This window comes from Streptomyces sp. NPDC001194 (assembly GCF_042896985.1).
Lineage (GTDB): Bacteria > Actinomycetota > Actinomycetes > Streptomycetales > Streptomycetaceae > Streptomyces.
This window is the reverse complement of record NZ_JBIAXU010000018.1, coordinates 136,503-160,809: the sequence shown is the minus strand read 5'-3', so window position 1 is coordinate 160,809 and position 24,307 is coordinate 136,503. Positions and strand designations below refer to the sequence as shown.

Sequence of the window (24,307 nt, the reverse complement as noted above, 5' to 3'; positions counted from 1 at the left end):
TGTGGCGCATTCGCGGTGGTCAACCATGTGCTGACCCTGCCCGGCATGTGAGACACCCAGAGGCGCACCACCGATGACCAGCACCGCAACCCTGCCTGCCGAGGCCGCCGCACCCCCCGAGCAGGGCCGCGACCCCCACGCGCGCCGCTTCGGCCTGCCGATCGCGACCTGCCTGGTCATGGGCAACATCATCGGCGGCGGCATCTTCCTGCTGCCCGCCTCGGTGGCGCCGTTCGGCACGATCAGCCTGGTCGCCTTCGGCGTGCTCACCGCCGGTGCGATAGCCCTCGCCCTGGTCTTCGGCCGGCTCGCGCAGCGGCTCCCGCAGACCGGCGGTCCGTACGTCTACGCCCGCGCCGCGTTCGGCGACTTCGCCGGGTTCCTCGCGGCCTGGAGCTACTGGATCACCGCCTGGGTCTCGAACGCGGCCCTCGCGGTGGCGGCCGTCGGCTACCTCACCGTGCTCTTCCCTGCCATCGGCGGTCACAAGGCGGCGATGTGCCTGGCGGCCCTCGCCGTGCAGTGGCTCCCGGCGCTCGCCAACCTGGCCGGCACCCGTTACGTCGGCGCCGTCCAACTGGTCGCCACCGTGCTGAAGTTCGCCCCGCTGCTGCTGGTCGCCGTCGGCGGGCTGTTCTTCTTCGACCCGGCCAACCTCGGCCCCTTCCAGGCCACGGGCCAGAGCCCCGTCGGGGCGGTCTCCGCCGCCGCGGCGATCCTGCTCTTCAGCTACCTCGGCGTCGAGTCGGCCGCCGTCAGCGCGGGCGAGGTCCGCGACCCGGCCCGCAACGTCGGCCGGGCCACCATCCTCGGCACCGCCGGCGCGGCCGCCGTCTACCTGCTGGGCACCCTCTCCGTCTTCGGCCTGGTCCCCCACGACGAGCTGGCCGCCTCCGAGGCCCCCTTCACCGACGCCGTCAACGCGATGTTCGGCGGCACCTGGGGCGGAACGCTCGTCGCCTGCGCGGCCGTGATCTCGATGCTCGGCGCCCTCAACGGCTGGACCCTGCTCAGCGCGCAGACCCCGTACGCCGCGGCCCGCGACGGGCTCTTCCCGAAGGTCTTCGAGACGAAGAAGCGGGGCGTCCCGGTGGTCGGAGTGCTCGTCACCGTCGCCCTGGCCTCCGGCCTGACGGTCTACAACTACACGGCCGGCTCGGACGGGGTCTTCGAGATCCTCGTGCTGGTCACCACCTTCACGGCGACCGTCCCGTACCTGCTCTCCACCGCCGCGCAGATCCACTTCCTGCTCTCCGGGCAGTCCGAGCGCGTCCACCGCGGCCGCCTGGTCCGCGACGGGATCCTCGCGGGCCTGGCCTTCGGCTTCTCGATGTGGCTGGTCGCCGGCTCCGGCTACGCGGCCGTCTACCAGGGCGTGCTGTTCCTCTTCGCCGGCGTCCTCGTCTACGCCGCGATGTCCGCCCGAAAGCACCGGGACGGACACCGGGCCGCCGCCTGACCTGCGCGGTAGCGTGGAACGAGAGCGATCGAAAGGAAACGAGAGGACACGCAGGGGGCAGTAAGGGGTCGCCATGTCCGCGATCAGAGAGAGCATCGACATTTCCCGCAGTCCCGAAGACGTCTTCGACTACGTGACGGACCCCACGCACCTGCCGGAGTGGCAGGACAGTGCCGTCTCCGCCCGCCCGCTCGACGGCGCACCCGTCCACGTCGGTTCGAAGGTCGTCGTCACCCGGCGCATGGGCAAGCGGCAGTTCCCGATGACCATGCAGGTCACGGAGCTCGACCGGCCGCGCAGCTGGCACATCCAAGGGGTCGGCGGACCTGTGCGCGGGGATGTGCGCGGCACCATCGAGTCCCTCGACGGCGGCAAGCGCTCGCGCATGACCCTGGACCTCGACTTCGAGGGCCACGGCATCGGCAGGGTCATCGCCCCGCTCGTGGTCAAGCCGTACGCCCGCAAGGAGACGCCGCGCAACGAGGAGAAGCTGAAGCACCTCCTGGAGAACTGAGGCCGGCACCGGGGCGCGAAAAACCGGGTGCTCCGGGGTACGGGGTGCGCCCACACCGGGGCGCGCCACGTTCCCCGCCCTGAGGACCGCCAGCGGCAAGCCGCCAGGCCTCCGCTCCCCCCCCCGACCGAGATCGCGGGGAGGGTGAAGGTGCGCGGGCGGGGCGGGACCGAGCTCCAGCCCGGCATCGACCTGCTCCAGCGTGCGGAGGGCTTTCCTCCGCAGGCGCCGGTGCTGGTGATCACGGACGGGTGGTGCGACACCCTGCGGATCCGGCGCGAGCACGCCCATCCGGTTCCGCAGGGTGCGACCCTGCCGTTCACGCCCCGCGGGCCGGTCTTCCGGCCGGCCCGCGGGGCGCGGGCCGGCTCAGTCGAGGTAGTCGCGCAGGACCTGCGAACGCGACGGGTGGCGCAGCTTCGACATGGTCTTCGACTCGATCTGGCGGATGCGCTCACGGGTGACCCCGTACACGCGGCCGATCTCGTCCAGGGTCTTCGGCTGGCCGTCGTTCAGGCCGTAACGCATCGAGACGACGCCCGCCTCGCGCTCCGAGAGCGTGCCCAGGATCGACTGCAGCTGCTCCTGGAGGAACGTGAAGGACACGGCGTCGGCCGGCACGACCGCCTCGGAGTCCTCGATGAGGTCACCGAACTCGCTGTCGCCCTCCTCACCCAGCGGGGTGTGCAGGGAGATCGGCTCGCGGCCGTACTTCTGGACCTCGATGACCTTCTCGGGGGTCATGTCGAGTTCCTTGCCCAGCTCCTCCGGGGTGGGCTCGCGGCCCAGGTCCTGGAGCATCTGGCGCTGCACACGGGCGAGCTTGTTGATGATCTCGACCATGTGGACGGGGATGCGGATCGTGCGCGACTGGTCGGCCATGGCACGCGTGATCGCCTGCCGGATCCACCAGGTCGCGTACGTGGAGAACTTGAAGCCCTTGGTGTAGTCGAACTTCTCCACGGCACGGATCAGGCCGACGTTGCCCTCCTGGATCAGGTCCAGGAAGAGCATGCCGCGGCCGGTGTAGCGCTTGGCCAGGGAGACCACGAGACGGAGGTTGGCCTCCAGCAGGTGGTTCTTGGCGCGGCGCCCGTCCTCGACGAGGATCTCCAGCTCGCGCTTGAACGCGGGCTTGTGGTCCTCCTCCTCTTCGAGCTTGTACTCGGAGAAGAGACCCGCCTCGATGCGCTTGGCGAGCTCGACCTCCTGCTCGGCGTTGAGCAGCGGCACCTTGCCGATCAGCTTCAGGTAGTCCTTGACGGGGTCGGCGGTGGCACCGGCCACCATGACCGTCTGCGCCGGGGCGTCGTCCTCGTCGTCGTCGGACAGGACGAAGCCCTGGGTGCCGCCGGCCTTGGGGGCCTCTTCCTCGACCTCGTCGACGAGGTCCTCGGCGGCCCAGTCCTCACCCTCGGCGGCCGGGTTCTCGCCCTCGTCCGAGTCCTTGGCACTGGTCTTCTTGGCCGCGGCGGCGGTCTTCTTCACCGCGGTCTTCTTCGCGGCGGTCTTCTTGACCGTCCGCTTCTTCGGCTCGGCGGCGGCGTCGGCCGTCACCTCGTCCTCGGTGGCCGCGGCCGGCGAAGCGGATATCGCCGCCGCGGTGGCCGGGGCCGCGCTGGTGGCCGAGGCCTTGCGCGCACCGATGGGGCGCGGCGCGGCGGCCGCCTTCTTCGTCACGGTGCGGGCAGGCGCGGCGGCCGCCTTGCGGGGCTTCTTCGCGGCAGCCTTCGTGGCGGGGGCGGCGCTGACGTGCAGGGCGACACCCTCCTCGTCCAGGACCTGGTTCAGGCTGCGCAGGACCCGCTTCCACTGGTCCACCGGGATGCGGCCGGCCTCGAAGGCCTGGCGCACGTCGTCACCGTTGATGTGACCCTGCTCGCGGCCGCGCTCGACGAGCGCGACGAGGGCCTCCGATTCGGCGATCTCCGGAGGGAACGTACGGGACGGGCTGAGCGACACAAGGAGCCTCTCGTTGCGAACAGATAGGGAGTGGGCGGGACATCATCGCGCGGACTCGGGAAACAGACCCGAGGGGGGTCTGTATTCCGGGGCCGCGCGAGGACACCTGTCGGTTCATCGCATGCCCGAGTCGATTCGTTACGCGCTGAATTGAGTGACCTGCGCCACGCTGTGGGCGCGCAACCATTCGGCCGTGGATCCGTCCGCGCCTGCGCACCCTTCCCGTCAGCCCGTTTTGCGGGCTTCGATGAGGAAACGGGCGGTATGCGCCACGAACGGGCCGTCACGATCGATCTGTTCGTGGAGCTCGCGCAACCGGTCCCGGTACTGCCCGACCGTGAAGCCGGGCACCATCCAGATCACCTTCCGCAGAAAGTAGATCACGGCTCCGATGTCGTGGAACTCCGTACGCAGTCTTTCGGAGCGCAGATCCACCACTTCGAGGCCGGCCTTGCCCGCGTCGGCCACCGCGTCGTCGGGGTGCCGGCCGCGCCGGACCTCCTCCGGCTGGGGTCCGAGGAAGTACTCGACGAGCTCGAAGACGCTCGCCGGCCCGACCTGCTGCGAGAGGTACGTACCGCCCGGACGCAGCACCCGCGCGATCTCCTCCCACCAGATGGTCACCGGGTGACGGCTGGAGACCAGCTCGAAGGCCTCGTCGCCGAACGGCAGCGGCGGCTCGTCGGCGTCCGCGACCACGACCGCGCCCAGGGGGTGCAGGAGCCGGGTCGCCCTGCCGATGTTCGGCGGCCAGGACTCGGTGGCCGCCATGAGCGGGGGCAGCGGCCCGGCCCCGGCGAGCACCTCCCCGCCGCCGGTCTGGATGTCGAGGGCGGAGCGGACCCCGGCGAGGCGCTCGCCGAGCAGCCGCTGGTAGCCCCAGGAGGGTCGCTGCTCGGTGGCCCGGCCGTCGAGCCAGGAGAAGTCCCAGCCGTCGACCGAAACGGACTCGGCTTCGGCGACGAGGTGGTCGAAAGTGCGCGTCATGTCTCGATCGTCCCAGGCTCGGCGCCGGTGATCCACCGGTTTGACCGGATCCCGCGCACCGGGGGCGGCCGCGGACCACCGCACCCGCCGACGGGGTCCATTAGAGTGGAGCCGGGCCGTGACTGGCGTTCGGGTGGATCACCACCGGGGAGCGGCCCGGCGTACGTCCCCGCACGTACGTCTCCTGCCGCGCGCCTGGGCGAACCGCGAACCCGCGAACCGCGATCCGCAGCGACGCTCAGGAGACCCCGTGACGACTGCCCAGACTGCCACTGCCACCGTCACCGACGCCGGCCGCGCCCGGCTGATGGACGGCACCGCCCTCGCCCGCCGCGTCTCGGAGCGGACGGCCGCCCTCGCGGCGAAGATCACCGAGCGCACCGGCACCGCCCCCTGCCTCGCGACCGTGCTCGTCGGCGAGGACCCGGCGTCCGTGACGTACGTGAAGATGAAGCAGAACCGCTGCGCCAAGGCCGGGATCACCTCCCGCCACGTGGAGCTGCCGGCCGAGACCACCACCGAGGAGCTCGTCGCCGCGCTCACCGCCCTCTCCGAGGACCCGGAGATCAGCGGCATCCTGCTCCAGCACCCGGTCCCGCACCACATCGACGAGCGCGCCGCCTTCGAGGCCATCGCCCCGGGCAAGGACGTCGACGGGGTCACCATGCACTCCTTCGCCGCCATGGGCTTCGGGCTGCCGGGCTTCGTGTCCTGCACCCCCGGCGGGATCATGCGGCTCCTCGCCGAATACGACGTGGACCTGACCGGCAAGCACGCCGTGGTCGTCGGGCGCAGCGCGATCCTGGGCAAGCCGGCCGGCATGCTGCTGCTGGAGCAGAACGCCACCGTCACCTACTGCCACTCCCGCACCGTCGACCTGCCGTCGATCGTGCGCCAGGCCGACGTGCTGGTCGCCGCCGTGGGCAAGGCCGAGTTCATCCGGGGCGAGGACATCAAGCCGGGCGCCGTGGTCCTGGACGCCGGCTACAACGAGGGCAACGTCGGCGACGTCCACTTCGAGTCCGCCGCCGCCCGCGCCTCGCTGATCACCCCGGTCCCGGGCGGTGTCGGCCCGATGACCATCGCCGTGCTGCTGGAGCAGACGGTCCGGGCGGCCGCCGCCCAGGCCGGGCTGGAGCTCGCGGACCTCTGACCGCAGCGCTCGCGCGCCGCGTACGGGAACACCGCCTGCGCACACCGCTTACGGCAGACGCCCCGGGCCCCTCGGCCCGGGGCGTTCCGCGTTTTCCGGGGTGTCTTGATTCTTGTGGGCGGATCCTGACGGGGGCCGGGGAGCGAGCGGTATGTTTTGCGCCGGGGCGCGCGATGACACGTGCAACACGTTTCCTGGGGAGACTGCTGATGGACCTGTTCACGCCACTGGAGCTGCCCGGCGGCTCGGCCCTGCCGAACCGCTTGGCGAAGGCGGCCATGGAGGAGAGCCTCGCCGGGTCCGGCCAGCTGCCGGACGAGCGCATCGAGCGCCTCTACCGGCGCTGGGCGCGGGGCGGCGCGGGTCTCCTGATCACCGGGAACGTGATGGTCGACCGCCGGGCGCTGACCGCGCCGGGCACCATCGTCCTCGACGCCCGTTCCCCGCTCGACCCCTTCCGCCGCTGGGCCGAGGCCGCGTCCAGCGGTGGCGGGCGGGTCTGGATGCAGATCAACCACCCGGGCCGGCAGGTCGGCTCCGAGATGCCCGGCACGGCCTGGGCGCCCTCCGACATCGGCGTCAGCCTCGGCAAGCACACCAAGCGCTTCGCCCGCCCCACCGCGATGACCGAGGCCGACATCGAGGCCACCATCGCCCGGTTCGCGGTCACGGCCCGGCGGGCCGAGGAGGCCGGCTTCGACGGGGTGCAGATCCACGCCGCCCACGGCTACCTGCTCAGCCAGTTCCTCTCCCCGCTGGTCAACCGGCGCACCGACCGCTGGGGCGGCAGCCCGGAGAACCGGGTCCGGCTGCTCACCGAGGTCGTCCGGGCGGTCCGCGCGCAGGTGGCCCCCGGCTTCGCGGTCGGCGTCAAGCTCAACACCGCCGACTTCCAGCGCGGCGGCTTCGACACCGAGGACGCGGTGCAGGTCCTCGAGGCCCTCGGCGGCCTCGGCGTCGACCTGGTCGAACTGTCCGGCGGCAGCGTGGAGAGCCCCGCGACCCTGGGCCGCACCGCCGACCTGCGGACCCTCGAGCGGGAGGCGTACTTCCTCGCCTTCGCCGAGCAGTTCCTGGACGCGGCCACGATGCCGCTGATGCTGACCGGCGGGATAGGCCGCCAGGAGACCGCTCGGAAGGTACTGGCCCGCGGGGTGTCCGTCGTCGGGCTCGCCTCCGCGCTGGCGTTCCGCCCCGATCTGCCGGCCCGCTGGCGCGCCGGGGAGGACGTACGGGTGACCGTGGAGCGGCTGCGCTGGAAGGACCGGGACCTGGCCGGCGCCGCGCTGCTGGCCTTCGTACGCTTCCAGCTGCACCGGCTGGCACGCGGGCTGGAGCCGCGCCCGGCGGCCTCCCCGCGGGCCACGTTCGCCCTCGACCAGCTCCAGCACTGGCGCCGGGTGCGGGCGTACGGGGCCTGGCTCGCGCGCAACCCCGAGCCGGAGGACGCCCTCGCCGGGTGAGGACCGGCGGCCGGCGCCTTCAGAGCGCGGCCGGGTCCCGCCGTACGGCCGCCACGATGGGGGAGGTGCGGAACTCCCGGGCCAGCGCGGTCAGCGGCCGGGAGTCCAGCCGGTACGGCTCGGGCAGCCCCTGGTCGGCCTCGGCACCGGCCGCCCGGGAGGCCGCCGCCGCGGCTTCGGCGGCGGCCGCCTCCCGGCGCCGGCAGGCCGCGGCGAGCATGGCCGCGTCGGCCACGACCGAGGCCCGCGACGCGCACATGCCCTGGCCGAGGGCGGCCTCGTGGGCGGCGCCCCGCACGGCCGGGTCGAACCAGCTGGCCAGGGCCAGGATCCCGTCGTCGATCACCGATTCCCGGTGGATCAGCCGGATCCCGATCGGCGACCACCAGGTCAGCGGCACCGTCGTCACGCTCGACGCGGCGAAGCCGCGCAGCGCCTTCCACAGCGGGTGCAGCCGCCGGTAGCGGCTGAAGTCCCGCCAGGCCGCCGAACCGCCGACCAGCGGGACGATGAACCCCGAGCCCACCATCAGGGCCGCGGCGGAGGCGAACGGCGGGGCCACGTACGTGGACAGGCCGTCCCAGTCGCGGCCCGTCCAGCGGGCGCCCACCGCCGCCCACTTCGCGACCAGGTAGCCGAGGTCCAGCGCCCCGCCGAGCACGATCAGGGCCAGTCCGGTGCGCAGCGGGCGCAGCGAGGGGCGCACGCGCAGCAGCCACTTCCAGCACAGCAGGGTCAGCGTCGAACTGCCCACCGTGTGCGCGAGGAGGTAGCAGACGATCATCTCGCGCAGCCAGGGCGTGTTGGCGTAGTACGTGTCCAGGTCGCGCAGCCGTTCCGCGGGCGCGTCGCCGATCGCGAACAGGACGACGATGAGCAGGGTGACGGCGCTGAACACGGCCACCGTCAGCCGGGTGGCCCGCCGTACGACGGCGGGCGGGCCGCCGCCCCACTGCAGGACCAGAACGATGCACGACCCGGAGAACGCGGTCAGCGCGCTGTACACGAGCGGGGCCGAGAAGTTGACGATCCCGGTGAACCGGTTGACCGCGGAGATCGTCGGCGGCGCCGCCAGGAACATGACGAGGCAGCCGACGACGAGCAGGGTGCACACGGCCCGCATGAGCGGCTGGTCCCAGCCCCGGCGCAGGGTCGGCGCCTTGATCAGCAGCGCCAGGATCATCACCGACCCCGGGACGTACAGGATGAGACCGTCGTTCATCGCGCCTGACCGACGGGACCCACGGGATCGACCGGCCCCGCCCCCTGGTCGAGCCCCGCGACGGCCCGCTCGGCCGCCGTCAGCGGCGGCGCCTTCAGCGCACCCCGGTCCGAGGCGCGCAGCACGCGCCAGACCACCGAGGGCCTCAGCCAGTACGCCGGAGTGCTGCTCATCGTGATGACCTGGAGGAACGCGGCGGTCAGCGCCTCCCGCGTGGTGGCTCCGGTCATCAGCCGGTTGACGTACGCGTTGAGCAGACCGACACCGGCCCGCGGCTTCATGCCGGTGGCCCCCGGGTACAGGATGTCCTGCGAGGTGGCGAGCTCCCAGGCGGTGGACACCTGCGGGACGAGCGCGCGCTGCGCCTCGCGGCCGAAGGAGGGATGGGCGAGCCCCTGGGTGCGCAGCAGGGTCCGCACGGCCAGCAGCCCCTGCGCGGCGACGGTCATGCCCTGCCCGTACAGCGGGTTGAAGGTCGCTACGGAGTCGCCGACGGCGAAGAACCCGTCGGGCAGGTCCGCCTTCTCGAAGTAGACCCGGCGGTTGGCGGTGCCCTGGGTGACGGCTATGTCGCTCAAGGGCTTCCTGCCGGCCAGGAGTTCGCCGACGATCGGGTCGCGCAGGCCCTTGGCGAACGGGATGAACTGCTCGGGGTCGCCGGTGGGCTGGCCGCCGCGGGTGCCGGACAGGGTGGCCTGCCACTGGCCGTTCTCGATGGGGACGATCGTCGCGGTCTGGCCTGGCACGTACACCCGCGGGTCGGACTGCACGTTGACGATCGGGAAGCCCATCCCGTGCGCCCCGGCGGGGGCTTCGAAGATCCGGGTCGCGTAGACCAGGCCGGAGTCGACCTGGGCCTGTCTGATCCCGCCGACCCCCAGTTCCTGCAGCCAGGCCCTGGCCCGCGAGCCGCGCCCGCTCGCGTCGACCACGAGGTCGGCGGTCACCAGCCGGTCCTGCTCCCCGGGGGTGTCGACGCGGACGCCGGTGACGCGGGCCGCCGTGCCCTCCAGGGCCCGTACGCGGCTCTGCTGGAGCGTGGTGACTCCGCGCAGCCCCGTGACCCGGGCGCGGACCACCGCGTCGAGGAGGTCGCGGCTGCACGAGATGTTGAACTGCTTCTCCCCGCAGCGCGGGATCCAGCCCTGTGCGGTCATGGTGACGAGGTCGGTGGGCAGGCTGCGGCGGATCGCGCCGGCCGCCGTCCACGCGTCGGTGATGCCCGGGAGTATCTTCTCGATGGCGCGCGCCCCGCCCGACCACATGACGTGGACGTGACGGGCCTGCGGGAGTCCGCGCCGCGGCGCCGGGCTGTCGGGCAGCGTGTCGGCGTCGATGATCGTGACCGTCGCGTGCTCGGCGAGCACGGCCGCCGCGAGCAGGCCGGCCATGCTGCCGCCGATGACGACGGCGTGGCGGGGCGGGGAGGACTGGGTCATCGTGGAGCTCTCTGTCGGGGCCGTGCGGGGGCAGCGGCGCGCGTGAGGTGCATCGGGAGGGGAGGCGCCGGTCACCGGGGCGTCATCGGTACGCCGCGGGGGCGTGCACTCAACGGCCCCAGCCGAGCGAGGACTTGATGCGCTCGATCGCCTCGGGGAACCGCTCCTCGCGGGGCCCCGGCAAGTACGCCTTGAGGACTTGGCCGAGGTACAGGCCGAAGGTCTCCGCCCGGATCTCCGCCGGATCCTCCCGGTCGGCGCGAGCGGCCGCCTGCCGGACCACGCTGCCCAGTCCTGTCTCCGAGTGCAGCAGCTGCGCGAGGTCCCCCCGGTCTCCGGTGAGCCGGGCAGCCACGGCCATGCCCGGGCCGTGGCTGTCGCAGGTGCCTTCCTCCAGGTGCCATAACTCGTGGCAGGCGATGACGAGTTGGTGCTCGGGCCGGGTCCGCTCCTCGATGACGAGCAGGTCGCGCTCCTCCATCTCCAACCACAGCCCGCTGGCCGTGTCGGGCGGGAACCCGGCGAACCGGAACTCCACGGGCCGGCCGCCGCGACGTCGGCCGTACGCGGCGCACAGGCTTCCGATGATCTCGGCGGCATCGGCCGGCCGCGCCAGGCGCGCTTCCGCCAGCAGATCACCGCCGAGCTTGCGCATGCTCCGTGTGGTCCTCATGGCGTTCCCCCCTCGGCAGCCTTCCGGTCCTCCGGCACCGCCACGCCGCCCGGGTTCTCGCGCGTCAGCTGACCCTCGCGGGCCAGCAGGTCGTCGAGGTGGTCGGCCAGCGACTTCCAGCCCGCCGGGGAGAGCAGCCCGGCGCGCGTGACGATGCTCCGTACATCGTGCGCCCGCAGGACGGCCAGCATCGGGTTCTCCGTGCTCCGTTCGGCGGTTTCCAGCTCCTGCTCGATCCCGGCGAGGGCGGTGGCGAGCGCCTCGGTGTCGTCGGCCAGCAGGAAACCGGCGTCGACCCCGTAGAAGCGCTGGATCCCGGCGGCCGCCGCGAGGTTGGGCAGGCCGTCGCCGCGCGCGAGGCGGGTCAGCGACTGCCCCGACGCGCAGAAGGACTGGGCGATGGCCGCGAGGGAGTGGGCCTGGCCGTCCGGGCGCGGCCGGGTGCGCCGCAGGTGCTCGAACCGCTGGCGGACCTGCTCCTTCAGCGGCAGCCGGGGCGGCGCACCGTCGAGGGTGAGCCGGATGTCCCGCGGGGGCATGCCCGTCAGGTACGAGAGGTGCCCGAGATCGGCGGGAGCACCGCCGCCGGCGGTGGCGAGGGCGTGCTCCACCGCGCACTGGCTGTCGGCGAGGAGGAAGCCGGCGTAGACCCCGAAGAACCGCTGCACGCCCGCCGCGTGGCCCAGCCGGGGCAGTCCGGTGCCCGCGTTGAGGGGTCCGAGGGAGGCGCCGGGCGCCTGGAAGTCCTCCGCGATGGCGGCCAGCGACCACTCCCGGCCGTGCTTGTCACGGCGGGTGGCCCGCAGCCGCAGGAAGCGCCGGTGCACCCTCAGACACAGCGGCAGTTCGGGCGCGGTCCCGGCCACGACCTGCGGGATGAGCGCGGGTTCGACCCCGCACAGGCGGCTCAGCCGCTCCGGGCACAGTACGTCCGCCGGGTCCCGCCCGCTCCGTTCGGCCGATGCCGCGACGCGCTCCCAGGCGGAGGCCAGGTCGGGTCGGTCGGCAGCTGCCACCGTGAGGTACTCCGTATGTCGAGAGGACGTTCGAGAGCTTCGGCTGGGTGCAGCGTAGCCCTCCGCCCGTCCGTGAAACAGGAGAATCCCAACGTTTCTTGCGATGTGAGTCAAAGAAGGTTGGCACGCCCGCCCCGCCCCGCGGGCATGACCCCGCGGGTAATCGACCCCGGCGCGGGGCCGGCGGCACAGTGGAGCCATCGGGTCCCGAGACCGCGCACTCGGCCTCGGGACCCGTCCCCACCAGCGCGTTCGACCACAGGCCCGTGACCGTGACCGCGACCGTGCCCGCGCGAACGCTCCGACCCGTCCTGGAGGCCGATCCGTCATGTCCGCGACCCCGCTCACCGGCATCGCCCGTACCGCCGTCCCGCAGACCGCGCTGCGCCGTCTGCTCGCCCTCGACGCCGTGGTCACCGGCGGGAACGGCCTCGCGTACGCCGTGTTCTGCGCCCCGCTCGGCCGGCTGCTCGGCGCCGCGCAGGGCACGCTGTTCGAACTCGGCCTGTTCCTGACCCTCTACGGGGCGGGCGTCGGCCTGCTCGCCGCGCGCCGCAGGCCCCCGGCCGGCCCGGTGAGGTTCGTCGTCGGGGCGAACTGCGCCTGGGCGGCCCTCAGCGCGGTCTCCCTGTTCCTGTGGTCCGCCCCCACCACCGCCGGGCTGGTGTGGATCCCTGCCCAGGCCGCCGTCGTCGCCGCGTTCGCCGTCCTGCAGCGGTCGGCACTGCGCTGCGCCTCAGGGGACCAGTGAGCGCAGGTACTTCGCCGTCGCCGCGTCGGCCGGGAGGAGCGTCTCGATGGCCAGCTCGGCGACGGTCACGTCCATCGGGGTGTTGAACGTGGCGATCGAGGAGACGAAGGAGAGCAGGTGCCCGTCGTGCTCGATCAGCAGCGGCAGCGCGATGTACGGGACGGCCTCCTCGGGTCCGGCCCCCGCGTCCCCGGACCGCCCGGCGACCGGATACCCGGACACCTCCTCGTACAGCGCGCGCAGCGGCGCCGAGCGGGACAGCGCGATCTGCCGCTCCATCTGGGCCAGCAGGTGCCCGCGCCACTGGCCGAGGTTGCGGATCCGCGGGGCCAGGCCCTGCGGGTGCAGGGTGATCCGCATGGCGTTCAGCGGCGGCACCAGCAGGTGTTCGGGCAGCCCGTCGAGCAGCATCGCGATGCCGCGGTTGGCGGCGACGACGTCGTACGCGGCGTCCACGATCAGGGCCGGGTACGGCTCGTAGCCGGTCAGCAGCCGCTCCAGGCCCTCGCGCAGCGTCCCCAGGGAGGGGTCGTCCAGCGGGGTCTGCGTGTAGTGCGGGGCGTAACCCGCGGCGAGGAGCAGCGTGTTGCGCTCGCGTACCGGCACGTCGAGGTGGTCCGCGAGCCGCAGGACCATCTCCTTGCTCGGCCGCGACCGGCCGGTCTCGACGAAGCTGATGTGCCGGGAGGAGGAGTCGGCGCGGCCCGCCAGCTCCAGCTGGCTGATGCCGCGCCGCTCCCGCCAGGTGCGCAGCAGGGCTCCGACGGACGGGGTGGAGGTCATGCCCACGACGTTAGCCGAGGGCCGGTACGCGGCGGCGCGGAAGCACCCGCACGCACCATGGCGCGGACCCTTCCCGGCGGCCCGCGCTGTGGGAACCTTGACCGCACGTCAGAATCCCGGTCCGAACGGTGAAGGAGCATGCCGATGGCAGACGAGCCGCTTTCGCAGAAGGAGATCGAGGACCGGTTGCGGGAGCTCCCCGGCTGGGCCTTCGAGGACGACAGGATCATCCGCACCTACCGGCTGGGCACGCACTTCGCGGCGAGCGCGCTCGTCGCCCACATCGCCTCGGTCCAGGAGGAGTTGAACCACCACTCGGACCTGACCCTGGGCTACAACACGGTCCGGGTGTCCGTGAACACCCACAGCGCGGGCGACTCCGTCACCGGCGCCGACTTCGCGCTCGCCGAGCGCGTCGAGGCGCTCGCCCCCGCCCACGGCGCGAGCTGACGCGGACGGCTGCTCAGACGGGCTCCAGCCGCCACCACTGGGCGGGGGAGTCGGTGTCCTCGCACTGGCGGGCCCGGCCCTCCTCGTCCGCCTCCAGCGGCAGGCCGCTGATACAGGCGATCAGGGACACCACCCCGGGATCGTCGAGGTGTTCCTCGACGATCCACTCCTGCGCCCCGAACGCGTTCGCCCGCCAGACCTGGACCCGGGTGCCGCTCTCCGTCGAGGCGTTCGCGACGTCCAGCAGCCTGTCGTTGTGGAGGCTGACGATGTGCACGATCCCGCCGCCGCTGTGGACCGGCGAGATCCGCCACTGGCGGGCGGCCGGCGGTGCGGGCGGGCCGTCCGGGCCCACCCCCACCCGGGTACTGCCCTCCACCCCGAGCAGCAGGCCGCTGGCGGCGTTGCGGATCCGGTAGACGCCGTCGGGCGGGCTCATCCGCGGCTCAGATGTCGAAGTCGGCCGGGTCGGGCCCGATGCGCCCGGCCGAGGAACCCCGGCCCAGCGCGTCCAGCGCGGCGAGGTCGGCTTCGTCCAGCTCGAAGCCGAACACGTCCAGGTTCTCCCGGATCCGCGACGGGGTCACCGACTTCGGGATCACGATGTTGCCGAGCTGCAGGTGCCAGCGCAGCACCACCTGGGCGGGGGTGCGCCCGTGCCGGTCGGCGGCCTCGACGACCGCGGGGAGCGTCAGCAGCTCCTTGCCCTGGCCGAGCGGGGACCAGGCCTCGGTGGCGATGCCGAGCGTCGAGTGCACGGCGCGCAGCTCGGCCTGGGGGAAGAGCGGGTGCAGCTCGATCTGGTTCACGGCCGGGACCAGCGGGCTCTCGGCGCCGATCCGCTCCAGGTCGGCGGGGCGGAAGTTGGACACGCCGACGGCTCGGGCGCGGCCGCTCTCCGCGATCTCCTCGAAGGTCTTCCAGATGGTGAGGAAGTCGTCGCGCATCGGGCGCGGCCAGTGGATCAGGTACAGGTCGAGGTGGTCGAGGCCCAGCTTGCCCAGGGAGTCGTCGAGCGCGCGCAGCACGTCCTCGCGCCGCCAGGTCCGGGAGCGGTCGTTCCACAGCTTGGTGGTGACGAACAGCTCCTCGCGCGGCACCCCGGAGGCGGCGATCGCCCGGCCGGTGCCCGACTCGTTGCGGTAGGCGGCCGCCGTGTCGATGCTCCGGTACCCCGCCTCCAGCGCGTCCCCGACCGCCCGCGCGGCCTCGGAGTCCGGGACCTGGAAGACGCCGTACCCGAGCTGGGGCATGAGCGTGCCGTTGTTGAGCCGGATGGCGGGGACGTCGTTCACGTCTGGCTGTTCCCTCGGTTCGACGGGCTGGGGCGTACCTGCTGGGGTGCACGGGCGTACCGGCGTACGGGCGTACGGGTCCACGGGCGCACGAGGGGCCGGCGACCGGCCGCCCCGGCGAGCGTATTCCCGCCGAGGCGGCCCACCCGGACCGGACACACCGTCAGGACGGGCCCAGATAGGCCTCCCGGACGAGCGGATCGGCGCGGATCCCGGCCGGCGCGCCCTCGGCGAGGACCGTTCCGAGGTCCAGGACCACCACCCGCGTGCACAGCTCCATGACGAAGGCCACGTCGTGCTCCACCAGCAGCACCGCGCACCCATCCTCCTCGGCCAGCCGCCGGACGACCGCCGCGAGCTGCGCGCGCTCGGGCGCCGACAGCCCGGAAGCGGGCTCGTCCAGCAGCAGCACGCGAGGCGGATCGGCCACGGCGCGGGCCAGTTCGACCATCCGCGCCCGGCCGACCGGCAGCCCGCCCGCGTACGAGGCCCCCAGCGAGCCGATCCCGCAGGCGGCCAGCACCCGCTCCCCGTGCTCGCGCCGCTCCCGCTCCCGGCGGCGCCGCGCCGGCACCCCGAGGAGGTCGGCGGCCAGCCCGCCCCCGCCGCCGCGCCACTCCTGCGCGACCAGCAGGTTCTCGGCCACGCTGAGCTGACCGAACAACTGCTGCCGCTGGAAGGTACGGCGCATCCCGTGCCGGGCCCGCCAGACCGGGGAACGGCGGGTGATGTCCGCCCCGTCGAGCAGCATCCGCCCCCGGTCGGGCCGCCGGATCCCGGACAGGACGTCGAACAGGGTGGTCTTCCCGGCCCCGTTCGGGCCGATCAGCCCGCACACCTCCCCGGCCCGGACCCCGAGGTCCACCCCGGTCAGCGCCTTCACGCCGCCGAAGCGGACGCTGATGCCGAGGCCCTGCAGCACGTACGGCGGCTGCGTCACTTCGCCCTCCCCAGGTAGGCCGCGGCCAGCCGGTCGGCCTCCACCTCGGCGCGCGGCCCGCACCAGGTGACCCGGCCCCGGGAGAGGTACGCGACGGTGTCGGCGACCCCGAGGATCCCGGCGGCCTTCTCCTCCACCAGCAGCAGCGCGGTCCCGGCGTCCCGGAGCTCGGTGAGCAGCCCGTACACCTCCTCCACCACCCGGGGGGCCAGCCCCATCGAGGGCTCGTCGGCGATCAGCACCTCGGGCGGGCGCTGCAGCAGCGGAGCGAGGGCCAGCATCTGCTGTTCCCCGCCGGACAGGGACCCGGCGGCCACACCCCGACGCTCCCGCAGCCGCGGGAACCGCTCGTAGACCCCTTCCCGCGCCTGCGCTTCGCCCAGGTACAGCGAGAGGTTCTCCTCGATGGTCAGCGCCGGGAAGATGCCCCGCCCCTCGGGGGCGAGCAGCACCCCGCTCCGGGCCCGCCGCACGGGCCCGTCCCGGGTCACGTCCCGCCCCCGCAGGAGCACCTGCCCGCTCACGGCGGCCAGCGCGCCGGCGGCCACCCGGCAGGCGGTGCTCTTCCCGGCCCCGTTCGGCCCGAGCACGGCGAGGATCTCCCCCTGCCGGACGGTGAGGTCGAGCCCGTTCAGGACGAGCCCCCCGTCGTACCCGGCGGTGACCCCGCGCAGTTCCAGGGCGGGCCCGCCCCCGGCACCCGGCGCGCCGGGCTCCGTCGGCGTGCGCTGCCCGGGGGTGCGGAGGCGGGGCCCCCGCACCGGGTCCGGGCCGAGCCCGGCTCCGGGAAGGGGCGGGCCGGGGGAGGGCCCCGCAGGGCCCGTACCCCCGCCGGAGGCCGCTGCCGCCGCACCGGTGGCACCCGTACCCCCGCCGGAGGCCGCTGCCGCCGCACCGGTGGCACCCGTACCCCCGCCGGAGGCTGCGCCGCCCGCACCGGCGCCGGCTGTGCCGCCCCCGACGGAGGCCGCGGCCCGGCGCCTGGCCCGCCGTACCGCGAGGGCGGCGCAGTACCCGTCCGGATCGTTGGCCAAGGCCAGCCCCGCCAGGCCGAACAGAATCACCGGCAGGTGCGCGGACTGCGTCACGTAGTCGGCCAGGACCCGCGGGGCCACCGCGAAGACCACCCCCGCCACCACCGCGTACTGCGGCCGCCGGACCCCCGCGGCCACCACCACCGCCAGCCACACCAGCCCCGTCATGGCCGTGAAGTCCGTCGCCGTGATCCGGGTGTTGTACGAGGCGACGAGCACGCCCCCGAACCCCGCCAGCCCCGCCGACACCGTGAACAGGAGGAGCTTCGTCCGCAGGACGGACACCCCCGAGGCCATCGCCGCGGCGGGCGCCGACCGCACGGCCAGCATCGCGCGCCCCGAGGGAGAGTTCCGCAGCGCGCCCAGTCCCGCCGCGCACGCCGAGACGAGCACCAGGAGCGCCACCCCCAGCGCCCGGTCGTCGCCGAGGTCCACCGGCCCGAACACCGGCCGCGGGACCGACCACCCCGAGTCCCCGTTGCGCAGCCACCGCATCTGGAACAGGACCTGGTCAGCCAGGAACGCCAGAGCCAGCGTCGCGAGCGCCAGCGTCCGCCCGCCGAGCCGCAGCGCCGGCAGCGCGACCAGCGCCCCCAGCACCGCCGCCACGCACGTACCCACCGCCAGCGCCGCCACGAACGGCCAGCCCCGGCTCATCAGCAGCCCCGCCACCAGCGCGGCCCCGGTCACGAACGTGCCCTGCGCCAGCGAGACCATCGCCCCGAGACCGGTGACCACCGTGAAGGACATGAACACCAGCCCGAGGGCCAGCCCTTGTGCGAGCAGCCCGCTCCAGAACGGCGTGGTCACGGTGTAGAAGGCCACACCGAGCCCCCCGGCGGCCGCCGCCCACACCCCCCACCGCCGGGCCCACGAGGCCCCCGCCGCGGGGTCCACGGGAACCGCACCCGCATCCGCCTGCGCGTCCTGCGCCGCGGTCCCCGCGGTCCGCCCCCGCCGGGCCAGCACCAGAAGCCCGCCGAACAGGATCAGGAACGGTACGGCCGTGCGGAACCCGGTGATCCCCTCGGCGAACGACGCGTACCCGGCGACCAGGTTCTGCAACACCCCCAGCCCCAGCCCGCCGGCGAACGCGAGCGGCACGGACGCGAACCGCCCGATCACCGCCGCCGTGGCCGAGACGAAGAGGAACAGGGTGAAGTCGTGCGCCGACAGCCCCAGCAGCGGTGTCGCCAGCACCCCCGCCAGGCCCGCCAGGGCGGACGAGATCATCCAGGCGACCGAGGACAGCCGGTCGGCACTGATCCCGCGCAGCTCGGTCAGCGTGCGGTTGTCGACGGCCGCCCGCAGCCGCAGACCCAGCCGCGTGTGCCGCATCAGCACCCACAGGCCCACCGCCACCACCGCCGTCACCACCCAGGTGATCAGCTGGTCGGAGTCCACGCCCACCCCGTCGAGCAGCTGCCGGCTCAGGGCCGGGCTCGGCCCCACTCCCGGAAGCCCGAACTGGTTCTCCGCGGGCTTCACCGGCGCGCCCGCGTCCCCGAGCAGCTCCACGGCCCACAGCCCGGCCGCCGGCAGGGCCACCAGCAGCCCGATCGTGGCCACGATCTGCGCCGTCTCGCCGACCCGCGCGAGCCGCCGGAACATCAGCCGGTCCAGCCCCCACCCGAGCCCGGGGGCCAGTACGCACACCACCAGCAGGGCTGCCGGGACGGCCGGCCAGCCCAGCCCGGAGTGCATCTCGTAGAAGGTCAGCGCGCACAGGTAGGCGGTGGCCCCGTGGGCGAAGTTGAACAGCCCGGACGCCGAGTACGACAGCACCAGCCCGGTGGCCAGCAGCGCGTACAGGGCGCCGGAGACCAGACCGCTCAGCACGAGGACGAGCAGATCTCCCATGCCGCGAGCCCTACTTGAAGGGGATGGGCTGACGGCACGAGAAGGGGACGGAGACCTCGTACGCCCCGCCGCGCAGCTGGACGAGCGCCCCGCAGCCGAAGCTGTCCTTCTGTCCCTTGGGCTCCGAGCGGTCACCGACGAGCGTGCCGGTGTCGGAGAAGCCCTGCGCGGCGGCCTGGAAGGACTCGACGGTCAGCTCCTTGCCGGCTTTCCGCGCGATGGAGACGAACAGGTCGGCGGACATGTACCCGGTCAACATGTGCATGTTGAGCGGGACTTCCCGCCCGCCCGCGGCCGCCTTGATGTCGGCCTTGAACCGGTCCATCTTCGGGTCCGCCGACTCGAACGGCTGGAACTGCAGCAGCACGTGCACTCCGTCGAGCGCCTGCCTGGTGGCGTCCTTGGCGAGCAGCCCCGGGTCGTAGTCGGTCGGGTCGGAGAGCAGTCCCCGGTAGCCGCTGCGCTTGAGCGCCGTGAACAGGCCGATGTTGTTCGGGGTCTGCATGACCGAGACGACGGCGTCCGGCGCCTTGCCGTCGTTGCTCTCCAGGATGTCCTTCACGTACGCCGACCAGTCGCTCGGCACCGCCGTCGCGGGCACGGAGGCCTTGGCGTAGGCGACCTTGAACCCGGCGGCCGCGAAGCCCTGCTGGAAGGTGCGGATGCCGAACTTCCCGGCGTCGCTGTCGTTGGCGATCACCGCGACCGACTTGCCCTGCGCGCCGCCGAGGAGCCGGCCGATCCCCTCGGGCCAGGTCTGGTTGAGGGTGCCGCCGGGGGAGGGGACCAGGCAGCCGTTGAACCCGTAGATGTACTCGGGCCCGCAGAAGGAGGGCAGCGTGCCCCAGCCGAAGGTGGGGACCTTCTCCTGCTCCAGGAAGTCGGCGCCGGAGAAGGTGACCGAGCTCATCGGGGCGACGGCGAAGACCTTGTCCTGCTGGACGAGCTTGCGGGCGGCGGCCATGTTCTTGGCGGGGTCCTGTCCGTCGTCCTCCGCCCCCAGGTAGTCGATCTTGCGCCCGTTGATCCCGCCCTCGGCGTTGGCCCTCAGGTACCGGGCCTTCGCGCCGAGGTCGGTGTCCTTCTTGCTGTACCCGCTGGCGGAGGTCATGGAGACGATCCCGCCGACCTTGATCGAGTCGGCGCTCACGCCGCGGGAGTCCCCGGCGGATCCGGGCTTGCCGGGAGAGGAGCCGTCGGAGGCGGAATTGCAGGCGGAGACGAGCGCGAGCGCGGCCGCCGCGGCGGCCAGGGTGCGGATCGGTCGCAGCATGTGTGGGATCCCCTCCGGTCGGAATCCCCGCATTCTGTGGGCGACCTGACGAAGCGTCAATACGACTGGCGAGGTGAAATGACGGAGCGTCAGATGCTGGCGGAGCGGCCCGTCAGGCCTGGTAGAGGGCCGCCACCTCCTGCGCGTACGCCTTCTCGATCGCCCGCCGCTTCAGCTTCAACGAGGGCGTCAGCAGCCCCCGTTCCTCCGTGAACTGCTCCGCCAGCACCCGGAAGGTGCGGATCGCCTCGGCCTGCGAGACCAGCGTGTTCGCGGCCACCACCGCCCGCCGCACCTCCGCCGTCAGATCCGGGTCGTGGACCAGCTGCGCCGCCTGCAGCTGCGGGCGCCCGCGCATCGACAGCCAGTGCGCGATGCCCTCCATGTCCAGTGTGAGCAGCGCGGCCACGTACGGCCGGTCGTTGCCCACCAGCACGCACTGCGCGACCAGCGGATGCGAACGCACCCGCTCCTCCAGGGCGGTCGGGGAGACGCTCTTGCCGTTGGAGGTCACCAGGATCTCCTTCTTGCGCCCGGTGATCGTGAGGTACCCGTCCTCGTCCAGCCGCCCCAGGTCCCCGGTCGCCAGCCAGCCGTCCCGCAGCACCGCCTCCGTGGAGCGCGGATCGTTCAGGTACCCGGCGAACACGTGGTTCCCGTGCAGCCACACCTCCCCGTCCTCGGCGATGTGCACCGTAGTGCCCGGGATCGGCCGGCCGACCGTGCCGTACTTCGTCGCCCCCGGCGGGTTCGCGGTGGCCGCCGCGCAGGACTCGGTCAGGCCGTAGCCCTCGAACACCGTGATCCCGGCCCCGTCGAAGAACAGCCCGAGGCGCCGCGACATCGCCGACCCGCCCGACATGGCGTGCCGCACCCGGCCGCCCATCGCCTCGCGGACCTTCCCGTACACCAGCTTCTCGAAGAGCTGGTGCTCCATGCGCAGCCCCGCCGAGGGGCCCGGCCCGGTCCCGAACGCCTTCTGCTCGCGCGCCTCCGCGTACCGCACGGCCGTCTCCACCGCCCGGTCGAAGGGACCCGTACGCCCCTCCGCCTCCGCCTTGCGGCGGGCCGCCGCGAAGACCTTCTCGAAGACGTACGGGACTCCCAGCACGAACGTCGGCCGGAACGCGGCGAGGTCCGGCAGCAACTCGGCGGCCGCCAGCACCGGCTGGTGCCCCAGCTTCACCCGCGCCCGGACGGCCGCCACCTCCACCATCCGCCCGAAGACGTGGGCGAGGGGCAGGAACAGCAGGGTGGAGGGCTGCTCCCCGGGCCCCGCCCGGAAGACGGACTCCCAGCGGGCCACCATCGTGTCTGTCTCGTACATGAAATTGCCGTGCGTGAGCACGCAGCCCTTGGGCCGCCCGGTGGTCCCCGAGGTGTAGATGACGGTGGCGACGGCATCGGGCGTCACCGCCGCCCGGTGCCGGTGCACCAGGTCCTCGGCGACCCCGCGGCCGTCCGCGACGAGCGCCTCCACGGCCCCGGCGTCCAGCTGCCACAGCCGCCGCAGGTGCGGCAGCCGCTCGATGACCGACCCGACGGTCATGGCCTGGTCCTCGTCCTCGACGACGCAGGCGGTGCAGTCGGAGTCCTGGAGGATCCAGTGCACCTGCTCGACGGAGGAGGTCGGGTAGACGGGCACGGGCTGCGCGCCGATCGCCCACAGGGCGAAGTCGAACAGGGTCCACTCGTACCGGGTCCGGGACATGACCGCGACCCGCTCCCCGAACCGGACCCCCTGGGCCAGCAGCCCCTTCGCCAGGGCGAGCACCTCGGCGGCGAGCTCCCCGGAGGTCACGTCCCCCCAGACCCCGTCGACCTTGCGGCCGAGCACCACCCGGCCGGGATCCTCCTGGGCGTGCTGGAACACGACGTCGGCGAGCCCGCCGACGGGCGCCGCAACAACGACTGGTGGGACGGTGATCTCGCGCATGCCCCGCTCCTCTCCGCGCAGCGCGGCGACGCTACCCCACACCTCACCAGGGTTGATCACCGAGCGAAGACCTCCACAAGACCTCCCCAGGGAGGTGTGCAGGCCCGGGGATAGGGACACTCCCCGTCCCACCACCCCGGAAACGCCGAACGCCGCCCCGATCCCGCGGAGAGCGGGACGGGGCGGCGCGATCACGCGGTGGTCCTAGGGGGTGTCCGCAAAGTAGCGCCGGCCGCCCGGAGGGCGGTCCCGCGGCGTCCGGTGCGTGCTCTCGGTGTGCCGGGCGGAAGCCCTTGTACTGGACGTACTCGGGATTTCGCCCGGTGCGCCGAGAGCGCGTGCCGGGCGTCGCGGGACAGGCGGGACTTTGCGGACACGCCCTAGCTCCCCGGGACGAAGGAGTCCAGCGCCGCGTCGAAGTGGCTGCGCGCCTCCGGGAGCCGCCCTACGGGCGCGGACACCCAGACGTCGTACAGGTGCCCGTTCTCCTCCCAGCACACGTCGAAGGTGTGCCGGGCCCCTTCGGCGGCGGTGAAGCCGTCCCAGGTGAACTCCCACAGGGCGGCGGGCAGTCCGTTGTGCGTGGTCGGTACGACGGTGCCGTCGCGGTATCCGGGGTTGGTGGCCGGGCCGCTCGCGTGCGAGAGCCGCATGAGGGTGACCGGCCCCTCGGAGGCCGCGGGCTTCGCCTTGACGCCGATCCGGAAGGCCCCGTCCGGGGACACGTAGAACACGCGCTGGTCGTCGGTGCTGCGCCGGAACCCGCTGGGCACGGCCAGGCTGAAGCCCTCGGGGTCGGAGACCGACTGGTACCCGGCGGGTGCGGGCCTGGCGGCCGCGGGAGCGGCAGGGGACACCGTACGGGCGGGCTTGGCGTCGGCTGTGGAGGGGGAGGCGGTGGCCCGGCTCGAGGCGGACGCGGTGGCGGACGGCGCCTGCCGTGCGCCGTCCGTCGACCGCTCCCCGAACTGCGAGGTGACGGCCACGGCCCCCGCGACCGCGACGGCGAACAGCGCGGCGACGGCCCCCGCCCGCAGAGCCGGCCGGGCCCGCCGTGCCGGGGCGGACGGCTGTGCCACGTGCTCGGTCGGCGAGTAGCCGGCCGGGCCGCCGGCTCCGCCCGCGCTCCCGGGAGCGGCCCCGGTCGCGCTTCCGGCCGCCGGGGCGGTCGCGGGGGCGGTCTCCGGATCCGGCCCGGGAGCCCGGTCGACCACGGCGGGGACCGTGCCGGTGCTCACGTACGCCGACAAAAGCCGCTCGGCCTCCGCCGCTTCCATCCGCCGCTCGGGGAGACGCTCCAGCAGGCCGCGGATGACCGGGGCCAGCGGCCCCGCCTGCGCCGGCGGGCGGATCTCGGCGAACACGACGGCGTGCAGGACACCCCCGAGCGAATCTCGGTGGAACGGCGACTTCCCGGTGAGCGCCGTGCACAGCAGGACCCCGAGCGACCACAGGTCGGACGCGGGTCCGGCGGCGGCGCCCTGCATCCGCTCGGGCGAGGTGTACTCGGGCGAGCCGACGAAGGCGCCGGTCTCGCTGATGGTGGTGGAACCGGCGAGGCTCGCGATGCCGAAGTCGGTGAGCACCACCCGCCCGGTGTCCGCCTCCAGGAGCACGTTGGCCGGCTTGACGTCCCGGTGCAGCACCCCCCGGGCGTGCGCCGCGCGCAGGGCGCCGAGCAGGGCCAGCCCCGTCCGCGCGGTCTCGGCGGGGCCCAGCGGTCCTCCGGCGGCGAGCCGGTCGGCCAGCGAGCCGCCCTCGACGAGTTCCATGACGATGTGGGGGCGCCCGTCGTGCTCCACGACGTCGTGCACCACCACCACGTGCGGATGCCTGACCTGGGCGACGGTCCGGGCTTCCCGCAGGGCGCCCCTCGTCTCCGTGCCCCCGTCGACATGGATCTCCTTGACGGCGACGGGACGCCCGAGGAGCTCGTCGGAGGCCTGCCAGACGGTCCCCATGCCGCCTCGGCCCAACCGCTTCTCCAGGCGGTACCGCCCGGCGATCACGCTGCTGCTGCCCGGCTCGTCGTGCGACACGTTGTTTCCCCTCCGACCCCGTGCGCCCATGATGCCGCACCGCCGGATCGGCCCCGCG

20 protein-coding genes, 1 pseudogene and 1 riboswitch are annotated in these 24,307 nt (G+C 73.5%); of the genes and pseudogenes, 7 read left to right on the top strand and 14 right to left on the bottom strand.

Translation table 11 applies throughout. From position 1 onward, the window contains the following. Window positions 1-73 precede the first annotated feature (73 nt). From ACFY1T_RS28835 to ACFY1T_RS28825, 3 genes and pseudogenes are all read left to right on the top strand, one after another. Window positions 74-1,459, top strand: coding sequence for an amino acid permease (locus ACFY1T_RS28835; RefSeq protein ID WP_390790742.1), 1,386 nt, complete (start codon window positions 74-76; stop codon window positions 1,457-1,459). Between the two features lie 73 nt (window positions 1,460-1,532). After that, on the top strand, window positions 1,533-1,973 hold the full coding sequence (locus tag ACFY1T_RS28830; protein WP_390790741.1) for an SRPBCC family protein: 441 nt from the start codon (window positions 1,533-1,535) through the stop codon (window positions 1,971-1,973). 120 nt (window positions 1,974-2,093) lie between these two features. Beyond that, window positions 2,094-2,318, top strand: a pseudogene (locus tag ACFY1T_RS28825) (hypothetical protein); the annotation flags it as partial. A 24-nt stretch (window positions 2,319-2,342) separates the two neighbouring features. Here ACFY1T_RS28825 and ACFY1T_RS28820 read toward each other — a convergent pair. Both ACFY1T_RS28820 and ACFY1T_RS28815 read right to left on the bottom strand, forming a co-directional pair. Then, the gene (locus tag ACFY1T_RS28820) at window positions 2,343-3,935 is read right to left on the bottom strand and encodes an RNA polymerase sigma factor (RefSeq protein WP_030868117.1); all 1,593 of its coding nucleotides are present in this window, start codon (window positions 3,933-3,935) and stop codon (window positions 2,343-2,345) included. A 225-nt stretch (window positions 3,936-4,160) separates the two neighbouring features. Then, window positions 4,161-4,922, bottom strand: coding sequence for a methyltransferase domain-containing protein (locus ACFY1T_RS28815; protein WP_390790740.1), 762 nt, complete (start codon window positions 4,920-4,922; stop codon window positions 4,161-4,163). A gap of 108 nt (window positions 4,923-5,030) precedes the next feature. After that, a riboswitch (ZMP/ZTP riboswitch) is annotated at window positions 5,031-5,130 on the top strand. Window positions 5,131-5,229: 99 nt separating this feature from the next. Between ACFY1T_RS28815 and ACFY1T_RS28810 the strand changes: the two genes are divergently transcribed. Both ACFY1T_RS28810 and ACFY1T_RS28805 read left to right on the top strand, forming a co-directional pair. Beyond that, window positions 5,230-6,075 carry a bifunctional 5,10-methylenetetrahydrofolate dehydrogenase/5,10-methenyltetrahydrofolate cyclohydrolase gene (locus ACFY1T_RS28810; RefSeq protein WP_390790764.1) on the top strand — a complete coding sequence of 282 codons (846 nt, stop codon included), beginning with the start codon at window positions 5,230-5,232 and terminating at the stop codon, window positions 6,073-6,075. Between the two features lie 209 nt (window positions 6,076-6,284). Next, the gene (locus ACFY1T_RS28805; protein WP_390790739.1) at window positions 6,285-7,538 is read left to right on the top strand and encodes an NADH:flavin oxidoreductase/NADH oxidase family protein; all 1,254 of its coding nucleotides are present in this window, start codon (window positions 6,285-6,287) and stop codon (window positions 7,536-7,538) included. 19 nt (window positions 7,539-7,557) lie between these two features. On the opposite strand, the gene ACFY1T_RS28800 is transcribed toward ACFY1T_RS28805, so the two are convergent. The 4 genes from ACFY1T_RS28800 to ACFY1T_RS28785 all read right to left on the bottom strand — a co-directional run bounded on the left by ACFY1T_RS28800 (window position 7,558) and on the right by ACFY1T_RS28785 (window position 11,888). Further along, window positions 7,558-8,760, bottom strand: a complete 1,203-nt coding sequence (locus tag ACFY1T_RS28800; protein ID WP_390790738.1) for an MAB_1171c family putative transporter — start codon at window positions 8,758-8,760, stop codon at window positions 7,558-7,560. Further along, the gene (locus ACFY1T_RS28795; protein ID WP_390790737.1) at window positions 8,757-10,199 is read right to left on the bottom strand and encodes an NAD(P)/FAD-dependent oxidoreductase; all 1,443 of its coding nucleotides are present in this window, start codon (window positions 10,197-10,199) and stop codon (window positions 8,757-8,759) included. The genes ACFY1T_RS28800 and ACFY1T_RS28795 overlap by 4 nt, the downstream gene beginning before the upstream one ends. A gap of 109 nt (window positions 10,200-10,308) precedes the next feature. Continuing rightward, window positions 10,309-10,872: a toxin-antitoxin system, toxin component gene (locus tag ACFY1T_RS28790; RefSeq protein WP_390790736.1), complete on the bottom strand. Its 564-nt coding sequence runs from the start codon at window positions 10,870-10,872 to the stop codon at window positions 10,309-10,311. Beyond that, entirely contained in the window at window positions 10,869-11,888 is a 1,020-nt protein-coding gene (locus ACFY1T_RS28785) for a hypothetical protein (protein WP_390790735.1), read from the bottom strand. Before ACFY1T_RS28785 ends, ACFY1T_RS28790 begins: the two co-directional genes overlap by 4 nt. A gap of 328 nt (window positions 11,889-12,216) precedes the next feature. On the opposite strand from ACFY1T_RS28785, the gene ACFY1T_RS28780 reads away from it, so the two are divergent. Continuing rightward, the gene (locus tag ACFY1T_RS28780) at window positions 12,217-12,639 is read left to right on the top strand and encodes a hypothetical protein (RefSeq protein ID WP_390790734.1); all 423 of its coding nucleotides are present in this window, start codon (window positions 12,217-12,219) and stop codon (window positions 12,637-12,639) included. Here ACFY1T_RS28780 and ACFY1T_RS28775 read toward each other — a convergent pair. Beyond that, entirely contained in the window at window positions 12,625-13,422 is a 798-nt protein-coding gene (locus ACFY1T_RS28775; RefSeq protein WP_390790733.1) for a helix-turn-helix domain-containing protein, read from the bottom strand. The two genes, ACFY1T_RS28780 and ACFY1T_RS28775, sit on opposite strands and share 15 nt — an antisense overlap. 144 nt (window positions 13,423-13,566) lie before the next feature. Here ACFY1T_RS28775 and ACFY1T_RS28770 point away from each other — a divergent pair, with 144 nt between their 5' ends. Continuing rightward, on the top strand, window positions 13,567-13,872 hold the full coding sequence (locus ACFY1T_RS28770) for a 4a-hydroxytetrahydrobiopterin dehydratase (protein ID WP_030868143.1): 306 nt from the start codon (window positions 13,567-13,569) through the stop codon (window positions 13,870-13,872). Window positions 13,873-13,885: 13 nt separating this feature from the next. Here ACFY1T_RS28770 and ACFY1T_RS28765 read toward each other — a convergent pair whose 3' ends face one another. The 7 genes from ACFY1T_RS28765 to ACFY1T_RS28735 form a co-directional block, all read right to left on the bottom strand. Beyond that, window positions 13,886-14,311, bottom strand: a complete 426-nt coding sequence (locus ACFY1T_RS28765; protein WP_390790732.1) for an RICIN domain-containing protein — start codon at window positions 14,309-14,311, stop codon at window positions 13,886-13,888. A gap of 7 nt (window positions 14,312-14,318) precedes the next feature. Beyond that, the gene (locus ACFY1T_RS28760; RefSeq protein ID WP_390790731.1) at window positions 14,319-15,167 is read right to left on the bottom strand and encodes an aldo/keto reductase; all 849 of its coding nucleotides are present in this window, start codon (window positions 15,165-15,167) and stop codon (window positions 14,319-14,321) included. 163 nt (window positions 15,168-15,330) lie between these two features. Further along, complete coding sequence (locus ACFY1T_RS28755) at window positions 15,331-16,107, bottom strand: ABC transporter ATP-binding protein (protein WP_390790730.1); 777 nt, start codon at window positions 16,105-16,107, stop codon at window positions 15,331-15,333. After that, complete coding sequence (locus ACFY1T_RS28750) at window positions 16,104-19,001, bottom strand: ATP-binding cassette domain-containing protein (protein WP_390790729.1); 2,898 nt, start codon at window positions 18,999-19,001, stop codon at window positions 16,104-16,106. The genes ACFY1T_RS28755 and ACFY1T_RS28750 overlap by 4 nt, the downstream gene beginning before the upstream one ends. Before the next feature lie 10 nt (window positions 19,002-19,011). Then, window positions 19,012-20,274: an ABC transporter substrate-binding protein gene (locus tag ACFY1T_RS28745; protein WP_390790728.1), complete on the bottom strand. Its 1,263-nt coding sequence runs from the start codon at window positions 20,272-20,274 to the stop codon at window positions 19,012-19,014. A gap of 112 nt (window positions 20,275-20,386) precedes the next feature. Beyond that, window positions 20,387-22,210, bottom strand: a complete 1,824-nt coding sequence (locus ACFY1T_RS28740) for an AMP-dependent synthetase/ligase (RefSeq protein ID WP_390790727.1) — start codon at window positions 22,208-22,210, stop codon at window positions 20,387-20,389. 380 nt (window positions 22,211-22,590) lie between these two features. Next, the gene (locus ACFY1T_RS28735; RefSeq protein ID WP_390790726.1) at window positions 22,591-24,279 is read right to left on the bottom strand and encodes a serine/threonine-protein kinase; all 1,689 of its coding nucleotides are present in this window, start codon (window positions 24,277-24,279) and stop codon (window positions 22,591-22,593) included. Window positions 24,280-24,307 lie beyond the last annotated feature (28 nt).